The organism is Streptococcus sp. TATVAM-FAB8 (assembly GCF_046592795.1).
Taxonomy (GTDB): Bacteria; Bacillota; Bacilli; order Lactobacillales; family Streptococcaceae; genus Streptococcus; species Streptococcus ruminicola.
On the sequence record NZ_JAWVPQ010000001.1, the window covers coordinates 94,321 to 105,973 of the forward strand.

Genomic DNA, 11,653 nt, shown 5'->3' on the forward strand with positions numbered 1-11,653 from the left:
ACTTATTCCTGATAATAAGGAATATCTTTTTGGTTTCTTCTCCAAACGATCAAGACAATTCCAAGAAGAATTAATACGGCTGACAACCATTGTGACACTCGCATACCTAAGAACATCAAACTATCTGTTCGCATGCCTTCAATCACAAAGCGTCCGCAACCATACCAAATCAAATAAAAGAACGTCACTTCTCCTTGTTTTAGAAAACGTGGACGGTGTCTCACACTCATGATAATGATAAACCCAAGCAAGTTCCACATTGACTCGTATAAAAAGGTCGGAACGCGGTAACTACCATCGATATACATTTGATTTTTAATGAAATCTGGTAAGTAGTTAAGACTCTTAACGGCTTTACCATAAGCTTCTTGATTGATAAAGTTTCCCCAGCGCCCAATTGCTTGCGCAATCATCACACCAGGAGCTGCAATATCCAAGAAATCAAGTGGATTAATGGCACGATAATATGAAAAGACAAAGAGAACAATGGCTCCCGTCAACAAGCCACCATAGATGGCTAGACCACCATGCCATACCGCAAAAATCTCAGTCCAAGGCTGACTAGCGTAATAGTCAAAATCAAATATCACATAATAAAGACGAGCCCCGATAATCGCTATTGGAAAAGCAATTAAAATAAAATCTAAAATATCATCTGGAATAATCTTACGTCGTGGTGCTTCCTTCATAGCTAAATAAACTGCTAGAAGCATACCTGAAACAATGAAAAGCGCATACCAGCGAATGGCAAAGGGACCAAATTGAATCGCGATTGGATTAATCATTGGTTCCCCTCATTCTTTGTAATGAGTTGGGTCAAGCGTTCTTCAAAAGTCTTCGTCGCATCAAATCCCATTTGTTTGGCACGATAATTCATGGCAGCTGCCTCAATGACAACTGACATGTTTCGACCAGTTTGAACTGGGATACGTAGACGTGGAATTTTGACTCCTGACAACTCAAGTTCTTCATTACCATTTCCAAGACGGTCAAAGACTTTTCCTGACTCATAATTTTCAAGGTAAATGGCCAATTGAACTTGTGATGAATCCTTAACAGCACTTGCACCGTATAGGCTCATAACGTCGATAATCCCAACTCCGCGAATTTCTAGCAAATGACGAAGAATCTCAGCTGGTTCACCCCAAAGGGTTTCTTCATCTTTAGCAAAAACATCCACACGGTCATCAGCCACAAGACGGTGACCACGTTTAACCAACTCAAGACCTGTTTCACTTTTACCAATACCAGAATCTCCTTGAATCAAGACACCCATGCCATAGATATCCATCAAAACACCATGAACACTTGTGCGCTCTGCCAAGCAAGAATCAAGATACCATGACATTTCACCAGACAAACGACTAGTTGGAACGTGACTTTGCAAAATCGCAATGCCTTTTTCCTTAGCAGCGCTAATCATTTCCTCTGGAATAGCCAAATTACGCGCCACGATAATGGCTGGTGTTTCTGGCTTAATCATTTCTCTTAGGACATGACGACGATTGTGTGAGGTCATTTTCGTTAGATATGACCATTCTTTCATCCCTAAAAGCTGCAAACGCTCTGGTGAATAATAATCAAAATAGCCAGTCATTTCAAGCCCTGGACGTGAAATATCTGACGTTGTAATCTCTTTTGATAATAAGTCATCATCACCGTAGATAACATCAAGTTTTACCTTGTCGACTAACATTTTTACAGTAACTGACATGTCTCATACCATGAACTTTTTACAAAAAATGTAAAATGAATTGAAAACGATAAAAATAGGCTTTTCTTATAACAAGTCCATTTTCACTAAAGTAACAATTCTGTTCAATCCTTTTCCTCTTTTTTCATTATTATATCACAATCAGCCTAAAAAGTAAGCGCTCACGCAAGCTTTTGAAAATTAATTATTAGCTTTTCCAAGTACACGTAAAAAGGCTTGAGACTTTTCCCAAACCTTTTCTTGTTTCTTAAGACTGCAATAAGTTCCTGTTATACTTATCTAGTCTTTTTGACTGCAACATTAAAAACTCAATCTGTCAGTGATTACCAGAACCAGCCGTCATTGTCATCGTCATCATCGACAACTTCAGCATCCTTTCTTCTACGCGGACCAGTACCATATTGATCACGTGTAATATCTTCTTTGTAAGGAAGAAAAATTGCTAAGAGGATGTAAAGCACAATGCCAAAACCATAAAAGTACATTAGCAATGCTGCTAGGACACGTGTTAGCGGTAAATCCCAGCCAAACTTATCAGCAATTCCGGCACAAACACCACAAACCAGTTTATTTTTTCGCTGTTTATAAAGAGCTGATTTCATCTTTATCCCTTCCTTCTTTTACTATAACTATTATACCTAATCCCTTCTAAAATAAAATCAGCCTTACGACTGATTTTTAGAAGCAGGATTTTTTTCAAAAAAACTTGTCTCTTCTACTTTGATTAATTTTCCGTGACAACGACCACAGCGGTATTTTTTGGTATTGACACGGCGTTTTCTACGATACTCTTGCCCGCACTTTTGACAACGATAGCAATGATAAGCCGTCTCACTTGGCATAGTCGGTGCGTAGCGAAGGCCATCAACCTTTTGAAGTAATTCTTTAAAATCTGCGTCAGCGTGTTTGTAACCTTTTCCTTCAAAATAAAGATGATAATGGCAAAGCTCATGACGAACAATCTTTCGAAAGGTCTCCAGTCCAAACACCTCAAGGATTTTTGGATTAAAATCTAGATGCCCATCAGCTGGGAAAAATCGGCCGCCAGTTGTTCTGAGACGAGTGTTCCAGATAGCTGTATGTCGGAAGGCTTTTCCAAAATCTTCTTGTGAAACTTCTTTGACGTAATTAGTTAAGTTCACGTAAATCTACCAAAGAAAGGTTAATTTTGCCACGCTCTTTATCGATTTTTGAAACCCACACTGTGACCACATCACCAACAGAAACCACTTGGCTAGGATGTTTGACAAAAGATTTGCTCATTTGTGAAATGTGAATCAAGCCATCATCGTGAAGACCGATATCAACAAAGGCACCAAAATCGACCACATTTCGAACAGTGCCTTCTAATTTTTGTCCGATTTCAAGGTCAGAAATATCAAGCACATCTTGGCGAAGGACTGGTGCTTCAAAATCATCACGCAAATCACGACCTGGTTTTAAGAGATCAGCAATAATATCTTTCAGCGTTTCTTGACCAAGGCTGATTGTTTCAGCCATATCTTTTACAGACACTGCTTGAAGTTTTGCCTTAGCAGAATCATCAAAATCAGTGATATCAAGTTCTTTCAGCAAGCGTTCAACAGCCTTGTATGACTCAGGGTGAACACCTGTGTTATCAAGAATATTTTTGGCACCAGGAATGCGCAAGAAACCAGCAGCTTGTTCAAAGGCTTTAGCTCCCAGACGTGGCACTTTCTTAATCTCTTCACGCGAACTGATACGACCGTGTTCATCACGGTATTTAACGATATTTTCTGAAATGGTTTTATTTAGTCCTGATACATGTGACAAGAGTGCTGGACTTGCTGTGTTAATATTCACCCCGACTTGGTTAACCACGGTATCAACAACGAAATCTAGGTTTTCAGCCAATTTTTTCTGACTTACATCGTGCTGGTATTGGCCGACACCAATTGATTTTGGATCGATTTTAACCAATTCTGCCAAAGGGTCTTGAAGACGACGAGCAATAGAAATGGCAGAACGTTTTTCAACCGTCAAGTCTGGGAACTCATGACGAGCAAGCTCAGAAGCAGAGTAGACAGAAGCTCCGCTTTCATTGACAATAACATAAGAAACGTCTGGAAAATCTTTCAAGACTTGCGCTACGAATGCTTCACTTTCACGGCTGGCTGTTCCATTTCCGATAGCGATAATTTCAATGCCATAGCTAGAAATGAGCTCAGCTAAATCTTTTTTAGACTGTTCGATTTTGGCTTGGCTAGCAGGTGCAACTGGGTAAATCACTTGTGTTGTCATGAGTTTACCTGTTTGGTCAACCACGGCTAGCTTGGCTCCTGTACGAAAGGCAGGGTCAAAACCAAGAACCATTTTCCCTTTTAGCGGTGATACCAAAAGAAGGTTGCGAAGATTTTCTGAGAAAAGCTCGATAGCCCCATCTTCAGCACTTTCTGTCAATTCACTGTGAATACGGCGTTCCATAGCTGGAACGATTTTTTTCTTGATGGTTTTTGAGATGACATCGTCGATGTAAGCATTTCTGTTTTTAAAACGTGACGCCATGAAACGAATCATCTTGTCAGTATTGTGGTCAAAACCAACTTTTAAAATGCCTAATTTTTCACCACGATTAAGAGCTAAAATGCGGTAGCCTTGCATTTTAGAAACTTTTTCTGAGAAATCATAATAGATTTGGAACGTTTTTTTATCATCAGCAGTTTCATCTTTAACGCTCGAAACAACAGAACTATATGACCAGATTTCATTGTAAACCCATGAGCGAAGGCGATTGTCTTCTGAAAAAGATTCAATCAAGATTTCACAAGCTCCTGCGATAGCTTTATCAGCTGTTTCAAACCCATCACAAATAAAAGCTTGAGCTTCTTTTTCAAGCGAAGCTTTATTTTGTAAAATCAGGCGTGCTAGAGGAAATAGCCCTGCTTCTCTGGCAATAGTTGCTTTAGTACGACGTTTTTCTTTGTAAGGAAGGTAAAGTTCTTCAACGTCAGCCAATTTTTCAGCTGCCTCAATTGCTTTTTTGAGCTCAGCTGTTAATTTTCCTTGTTCTTCAATTTTACTTAATACCGTTGCTTTGCGTTCAGCTAAAGCTGTCATGCTTTTATCCAAATCAATGATAGCCTTAATTTGAACTTCATCCAAATTACCAGTCATTTCTTTACGATAACGAGCGATGAAAGGAATGGTATTTCCTTCACTTGTCAACTCGAGAACTTTGGCAATTTGGTTCTCTTTAATTGTTAATTCTTGAGCAATTTTATGTATATTTTCATTTTTCATAGCCTTTCTATTATATCAAAAAAACTCTTAAAGCTGGGATTTTTACTGATTCTTTTGATGATTTTTAACTGAACTTTTACCGAATTTTATCAAATCCTCTCTTATAAATATCCGCTTAGCTTTTGCTGATTTTTTCAAATGATAGTATAATAACTGGTGACTATATTTAGAAAAGAGGTGTCCATCTTATGGCAATCACTCACAAACGTCAGGACGATTTAGAATCAATGTTTGCAAACTTTGCAAGTTTTCCAAAAGTCTCTAGTGACCCTGAAAAAGAAAAGGAAAGTAAGGATAAAAACGATAAGAAAGCGACTCATTAAGTTTTATGGACATTTTTAATCACTTACCAGCAAGTGTCTTACAATGGTTTGCGATTTTTATCTCAATTATCATTGAGGCCTTGCCTTTTGTTTTGCTTGGAACGATTTTATCTGGTTTTATCGAGGTTTACGTGACACCTGATTTGGTGCAACATTACCTCCCTAAAAACAAATTCCTACGAATTCTCTTTGGAACATTCGTTGGTTTTATTTTCCCTTCCTGTGAATGTGGGATTATTCCTATCATCACGCGCTTTCTAGAGAAAAAAGTTCCTAGCTACACTGCTGTTCCCTTTCTAGCCACAGCACCGATTATCAACCCTATCGTGCTTTTTGCAACATACTCAGCCTTTGGAAATAGCTGGCGCTTCTTGTGGTTGCGACTTCTTGGTGCTGTTGTTGTTGCTATCACGCTTGGAATTATGCTTGGCTTTGTGGTCGATGACAATATCTTAAAAGAAGATATGGCGCCTTGTCATTTTCACAATTACTCTGGTGAACCTTGGTATCGCAAGATTTTCCTCGTTTTAGCACATGCTATCGATGAATTATTCGACACTGGGCGTTATCTGGTCTTTGGGTCTTTGGTAGCTTCGGCTATGCAGATTTATTTGCCAACCCATATCCTAACCAAAATCGGTGGAAATACCTTAACAGCCATTCTAGTGATGATGCTGTTAGCCTTCATCTTGTCACTTTGTAGTGAAGCCGACGCCTTTATAGGTGCTTCACTTCTCTCAAGTTTTGGGACTGCACCAGTCCTTGCCTTTCTTTTGATTGGTCCAATGGTGGATATCAAAAATCTCATGATGATGCTCAATTCCTTTAAGAAACGTTTTATCATACAATTCATTAGCGTTTCTGCTGGGATGATTATCCTTTACTGTCTACTTGTGGGGGTGATTGGATGATTCGATTTTTAATTCTTGCTGGTTATTTTGAATTAACCATGTACTTACAAATTTCAGGAAAATTAAATCAGTACATCAATAACCACTACGCTTATCTAGCATACATTTCCATGGTGCTGTCATTTGTTCTAGCTATCGTACAATTAGTTATCTGGGTTAAAGATTTGAAAATGCACAGCCATTTACATGGAAAATTAGCGAAAATCACCAGTCCAATGATTCTGGTCATTCCAGTACTTATCGGACTTTTAGTTCCAACAGTAACCTTGGATTCTACAACGGTTTCTGCCAAGGGTTACCACTTCCCACTTGCAGCAGGGTCAACTGGAACAGTCAGCGAAGATGGCACACGTGTCCAATACCTAAAACCAGATACCAGTCTTTATTTCACTTCTGCTGCTTATGATAAGGAAATGCGAAAAGAAATGAAAAAATACAAAGGTTCTGGTGATTTGACCATTACAACGGATAATTACATGGAAATCATGGAGCTCATCTACCTTTATCCTGATGAATTTTCTGGACGTAATATCACTTATACTGGTTTTGTCTATAATGAACCAGGTCACGATGGTTATCAATTTCTTTTCCGTTTTGGTATCATTCACTGTATTGCCGATTCAGGTGTCTATGGGCTTTTAACGACTGGCAATGCTACTAGCTATCCAAACAACACATGGATTACAGCAACTGGTACCATTAGTCTTGAGTACGATAAGACTTTGGAACAAAACTTACCAGTCCTACACATTTCTAAGATTAAAGAAACAGATGCCCCTGATAATCCTTACGTTTATCGCGTCTTTTAGATAATAAAATCCCACCAGACTAATAAACTGGTGGGTATTTTTTAGTTATTTTTCTTGTAAGAAACAGCTAGTCTAATAATGTTAAACAGGGTTAAGATTCCCCAAACCGCCATGATTTGCCACTTAGCTTCAGCTAGATAAATCAGCGTTAAGACAAGTGTCGATGAGCTCAAGAGAATTGTTGATAGATGAGATTTAACAAAGTTAAGCATAGCTTTAAATAATCCCTTCTAGTAGACCACGGATGAAGTCTTCAGAGTCAAATTCGCCAATATCATCAATCTTTTCACCAAATCCAATGAATTTAACTGGGATATCAAGTTCTTGGCGGATAGCTAGAACAACACCACCTTTGGCAGTTCCATCGATTTTAGTCAAGATGAGTCCTGTTAATGGTGTGATTTTTGAGAATTCTTTTGCTTGGCTAAGAGCATTTTGACCTGTCGAAGCATCAAGGGCAAGAAGGGTTTCGTGCGGAGCATCTGGTACCACGCGCTTAATGATTCGACCAATTTTTTCAAGCTCTGCCATCAAATTATCTTTGTTTTGCAAACGACCTGCAGTATCAATCAACAGAACGTCAACATTTTCAGCGACAGCTCTTTCCATACCATCAAAGACCACTGAAGCTGGGTCTGCTTTTTCTGGTCCCGTCACAACTGGGACATCAACACGTCGTCCCCATTCCGCAAGCTGAGCAACGGCACCAGCACGGAAAGTATCAGCCGCAACAAGCATGACTTTCTTGCCTTCATTTTTGTATTTATAAGCAAGCTTACCGATTGATGTTGTTTTACCAACTCCGTTGACTCCGACAAAGAGCATGACAGTCAAACCATCTTGGAAATTGATTTGTTCGTTAAAGACACCATCTTTTTCATAGATTTCAACCAATTTTTCAATGATGACACGTTTCAAATCATCAGCTTTCTTAGCGTTTTCAAGCTTAGCTTCATAACGCAAGTCTTCTGTCAATTGTGTAGCCACATTAACACCGACATCAGACAAGATAAGCATTTCTTCTAATTCTTCAAAGAAGTCCTCATCCACACGACGGAAGTTTGCTAGAAAGGCATTCAAGCGTGCGCTAAATCCTGTGCGTGTCTTTTTAAGACTACGATTGTATTTTTCTTCTTCAGTCTCAACAGGTGCATTAACTGGCTCTACTGACTCTTCTTTTATGTCTTCTTGTTTTGTTTCAACAGCTTCAAATTCAACTGTTTCACCACGGTCTAAAGCTTCTTTGGCAGCTTCTTTTTTAGCATAATAATCTGCCATAACTCCTGAAAAATCAGCTTCAGCTGCTTCCTTAGTTTCTTCTAGCTGGCTAGCTTCTTCAGAAACTGGAGTTACTTCACTTTCAATCACGTCTTCTGCTTGAGCTTGAACGGCAGCTGGTTCTGCTACTTCTTTACTCTCATCAGCAGAAGTTTCTTCAAGTGCCTGAGCAGTTTCTTGTCCTTCAATCTGCTCTTTTGTATCCTTTTTCTTTCCAAATAAACGATCAAATAATCCCATATTAAGCTACCAAGAGAACATACTGTCCTCTTATCCTTTCTACTTAGCTTCTAAAATGTATTTTTTAACAGCTTCTGCGACGCCAGACTCATCATTGGTACGACTTGTCACAACATCTGCTGTTTCTTTTGCGATTGCAACACCATTTGCCATAGCAACACCTAACCCAGCCCATTTTAGCATGGAAAGGTCGTTTTCTTCATCACCCATAGCCATGACATTTTCTGATGATAAGCCTAGGTGTTTAACTAGTTGATTCAAACCAGCAGCTTTATGAACTCCTTTAGGCATCATTTCTACTATGATATCACGTGATTTAAAAATTTCAAAATGTTGATGTAGTTCTTTTGGCAATTTTAAGAGTTGTTGATCCAAAAATTCTGGTTTTGTGACACTAACCACCTTGTTGTAAATCACATTTTCAGGAATGTCAGCAAAGCTATCAACCGTTACAAATTCAAGGGTTGGATTTGCTTGCGGGTAGTGTGACTCATTGCCATGACAGGCTAAACTATAAACAATGCCATCACTAAGCACATCAAATGGTAGAGCTAAGGGCTCTAGATGACGGTACAAAAGCTGAAGCTGAGAACGGCTGAGCTCGCTCTTAGCTAAAATCTCACCTGTCGTCTTTTGAACCAAGCCACCATTAAAGGTAATCAGATAATCCTCATCAGAAATCAAGTCTAATTCTTCAAGCAAACCACTAATAGCTTTTAGTGGTCGTCCTGTCGTGATAACCACTTTAACGCCCATATCACGCGCGGCTCTGAGAGCCAATTTATTTTCTCGTGTGACAACTTTTTGGCTGTTAAAGAGTGTGCCATCTAGGTCCAAGGCAAGCAATTTAATATCTGCCATTAATCAACTAATCCTTCCATATAAGCCATCACCGACTCTTCATCACAATGTCCGATAATTTCGCTAGAAATCTCTTTGATTTCTTGACGAGCATTTTGGGTTGCGACTGCTCTTCCAGCAAATTCAAGCATTTCATAGTCATTGAGGTTATCTCCAAATGCAACAACTTCCGCAGCTGATAAGCCATAAGAATCACAAAGTGCCTCAAGACCTGTTCTTTTGTTGACATCAGAAAGAATGATGTCAATTGATTTAAAGCCTGTTGTTACTGCCTTAACGTAGTCAATACGTTGGTTAAACCAAGCCTCACCTTTTCGAACCGTATCTTCTGCAAAGTTAGCTGTCACTTTCAAGATATTGTCAGTAACATTTGCTAGATTGTCAACACGTTGCACATTTTCATAGTAATGACTGATAAATTCAAGGTATTCATCACTGGCTTTAGGATGCAAGTATGCTCCATTTTCACCAGATAACAAGAAATCATAACCTGTCATATAAGGGCTTTCAATTAAGGTATCAGTTATCTCTAAAAATTGTGGTTTCGTTAAACCAGATTCAAAAACTGTCTTTTCACCGACTTTAACAAGTGTTCCATTTTCAGCAATAAAAGCCATTTTATCAGCATGTGGCGCAAACATTTTTTCCAAAGCAAGCATTGAGCGCCCACTAGCTGCCACAAATAACATATCGTTTTTTTCAAATTTTTCGAGGACATTATGGAGGCGTTGATTGTCATAAAAGCCTTTACTAGTCAAGAAAGTGCCATCCATATCTGTCGCAACAAGTTTTACCATTTTTCTCTCCCTCAATATTACATAATTCTATTCTAGCAAAAAACGCCAACTTTTTCCTGCTAATAATCTATTCTTTTCGACTTATCGCTAGCAAAATTTTTTTTAAATTTTTTTTGAAAAAAAGCTAGGTTTTAAAAATTTTTTTCGAATAGATTATTTAGAAGAATATTTAAAGGGGTAAACAATGATGAAAAAAACAAATCGCGCTTTCTGGATTTCTGGCTTATTGGTACTGACTGTGTGTGGAGGGGCTTTGGCTCTCAATCAGCATTCGCAACACAAGCATACAAGTGTAACAGCCAGTCACCACCTTCACCGAAGCACTACGGGCAAAAGCACTTCATCTTCTGCTAAGAAAAAAGAAGTTGACAAGCGCCATGATTTATTTCAACTGCCAAATGAAAAAAAGATTACGAACAATTTAGTCAAAGGCGGGAAAACTATCGTTGATTCTAGACAAGTTAGCAAAGAAGCTAGTCAATTGGATTTTGCTGCGCTAGCTCAAGGTGATTTTTCAAGTCTTGCTGGAACATGGCAAGACGCCAACGGCTTTACTTTCGAATTTTCTCCAGAGGGCATTGTCTCAGAAAATGGTAGATTGACTTTGTCTGCTCTCGCTTACGATGATAAAGGCGAAGCTATTTCTCAAGTCTCTTCTCAAAGAGGCGGTGGTTTCATCTTGTACTACTATGCTGCAGGTAATCAAATTCCTGATTGGCATTTTAGTATCACTGACTCTGACCCATCAGACTATGGGCGTGATCGTCTTTTTGCCACACAACTCAGCCGTTTCGACTACGAATCAACGCAACAATTCGTAAACAGCGTTTTCTATAAAGTTTCTAACAACTACAGCAAAGTCTCACAAACCGAATCTGAGTCAGCAGAAACGTCAGAAGAAGACACCAAACAAGACTTGCAAAATGGCGAAACTACAACAGATGAGCAAGCTTCTGACACTCAAGAAAATACTCAAAATGATGTAAAAACTGATGAATAACAAACAAAAAGCCCAGCTATTGCTAGGCTTTTAAAATCTGAATTACTATTCTTTTTTCAGAATATCTACGAGATATGGAACAATTTTTTCTCCATCCAAATCATTCAAATCACTTATCCAACGATAGTCAGTATGTTCTTCGGGATTCAATGTAACAATTATTTCCTTATTCTTAGGAAGATGAGCATCATAAACTAATCTAGTGTATACAATACCATTATCTAAATTACTATCTTCATGAATAATATCATCTATTGTGATCTGAAGTCCTACTTCTTCAAGACACTCTCTGACAGCAGCAGCTTTCGGCAATTCCTCACTCTCTACACTTCCACCAGGAATATCCCAATAAAACGGATAAACATTATTTCTACCATAGCTTGTGGCAACACGTTTTATCACTAAGTATTTTTCGTGATGCTTTATTAAACTATGTGCAATTAGTTTATTTACCATTTT

The 11,653-nt window shown here is 38.7% G+C and carries 14 protein-coding genes; 4 read left to right on the top strand and 10 right to left on the bottom strand.

What is annotated here, in order from left to right; genetic code table 11:
- Positions 1–2: 2 nt before the first annotated feature.
- The 5 genes from lgt to SFC32_RS00440 all read right to left on the bottom strand — a co-directional run bounded on the left by lgt (position 3) and on the right by SFC32_RS00440 (position 4,975).
- A complete protein-coding gene (lgt, locus tag SFC32_RS00420; protein WP_411049525.1) occupies positions 3–785 on the bottom strand; it encodes a prolipoprotein diacylglyceryl transferase in 783 nt (260 codons plus the stop codon).
- Positions 782–1,714: an HPr(Ser) kinase/phosphatase gene (hprK, locus tag SFC32_RS00425; RefSeq protein WP_020917207.1), complete on the bottom strand. Its 933-nt coding sequence runs from the start codon at positions 1,712–1,714 to the stop codon at positions 782–784. The genes lgt and hprK overlap by 4 nt, the downstream gene beginning before the upstream one ends.
- Before the next feature lie 323 nt (positions 1,715–2,037).
- Positions 2,038–2,316: a PspC domain-containing protein gene (locus SFC32_RS00430; RefSeq protein WP_074481443.1), complete on the bottom strand. Its 279-nt coding sequence runs from the start codon at positions 2,314–2,316 to the stop codon at positions 2,038–2,040.
- Between the two features lie 63 nt (positions 2,317–2,379).
- Positions 2,380–2,856, bottom strand: coding sequence for a SprT family protein (locus SFC32_RS00435; RefSeq protein WP_411049524.1), 477 nt, complete (start codon positions 2,854–2,856; stop codon positions 2,380–2,382).
- Positions 2,843–4,975 (bottom strand): Tex family protein, encoded by a 2,133-nt coding sequence (locus SFC32_RS00440; RefSeq protein ID WP_411049523.1) that lies wholly within the window; start codon positions 4,973–4,975, stop codon positions 2,843–2,845. The genes SFC32_RS00435 and SFC32_RS00440 overlap by 14 nt, the downstream gene beginning before the upstream one ends.
- 188 nt (positions 4,976–5,163) lie before the next feature.
- On the opposite strand from SFC32_RS00440, the gene SFC32_RS00445 reads away from it, so the two are divergent.
- The 3 genes from SFC32_RS00445 to SFC32_RS00455 are packed head-to-tail and all read left to right on the top strand — an operon-like array spanning position 5,164 to position 7,018.
- On the top strand, positions 5,164–5,298 hold the full coding sequence (locus tag SFC32_RS00445) for an SPJ_0845 family protein (protein ID WP_006532749.1): 135 nt from the start codon (positions 5,164–5,166) through the stop codon (positions 5,296–5,298).
- Positions 5,299–5,303: 5 nt separating this feature from the next.
- Positions 5,304–6,209: a permease gene (locus SFC32_RS00450; protein ID WP_411049522.1), complete on the top strand. Its 906-nt coding sequence runs from the start codon at positions 5,304–5,306 to the stop codon at positions 6,207–6,209.
- Positions 6,206–7,018 (top strand): TIGR03943 family putative permease subunit, encoded by an 813-nt coding sequence (locus tag SFC32_RS00455; RefSeq protein ID WP_074564140.1) that lies wholly within the window; start codon positions 6,206–6,208, stop codon positions 7,016–7,018. Before SFC32_RS00450 ends, SFC32_RS00455 begins: the two co-directional genes overlap by 4 nt.
- Before the next feature lie 41 nt (positions 7,019–7,059).
- Here SFC32_RS00455 and SFC32_RS00460 read toward each other — a convergent pair whose 3' ends face one another.
- From SFC32_RS00460 to SFC32_RS00475, 4 genes are read right to left on the bottom strand one after another with little or no spacing between them, the layout of a single operon-like run.
- The gene (locus SFC32_RS00460; RefSeq protein WP_411049521.1) at positions 7,060–7,230 is read right to left on the bottom strand and encodes a cytochrome O ubiquinol oxidase; all 171 of its coding nucleotides are present in this window, start codon (positions 7,228–7,230) and stop codon (positions 7,060–7,062) included.
- Between the two features lie 4 nt (positions 7,231–7,234).
- Complete coding sequence (gene ftsY, locus SFC32_RS00465) at positions 7,235–8,536, bottom strand: signal recognition particle-docking protein FtsY (protein WP_411049520.1); 1,302 nt, start codon at positions 8,534–8,536, stop codon at positions 7,235–7,237.
- A gap of 39 nt (positions 8,537–8,575) precedes the next feature.
- Positions 8,576–9,397: a Cof-type HAD-IIB family hydrolase gene (locus tag SFC32_RS00470; protein WP_411049519.1), complete on the bottom strand. Its 822-nt coding sequence runs from the start codon at positions 9,395–9,397 to the stop codon at positions 8,576–8,578.
- Positions 9,397–10,194, bottom strand: coding sequence for a Cof-type HAD-IIB family hydrolase (locus SFC32_RS00475; protein WP_039696515.1), 798 nt, complete (start codon positions 10,192–10,194; stop codon positions 9,397–9,399). The genes SFC32_RS00470 and SFC32_RS00475 overlap by 1 nt, the downstream gene beginning before the upstream one ends.
- A gap of 184 nt (positions 10,195–10,378) precedes the next feature.
- Between SFC32_RS00475 and SFC32_RS00480 the strand changes: the two genes are divergently transcribed.
- Positions 10,379–11,194: a DUF6287 domain-containing protein gene (locus SFC32_RS00480; protein WP_411049518.1), complete on the top strand. Its 816-nt coding sequence runs from the start codon at positions 10,379–10,381 to the stop codon at positions 11,192–11,194.
- 45 nt (positions 11,195–11,239) lie between these two features.
- Here SFC32_RS00480 and SFC32_RS00485 read toward each other — a convergent pair whose 3' ends face one another.
- Positions 11,240–11,650 (bottom strand): NUDIX hydrolase, encoded by a 411-nt coding sequence (locus SFC32_RS00485; protein ID WP_411049517.1) that lies wholly within the window; start codon positions 11,648–11,650, stop codon positions 11,240–11,242.
- Positions 11,651–11,653: the final 3 nt, after the last annotated feature.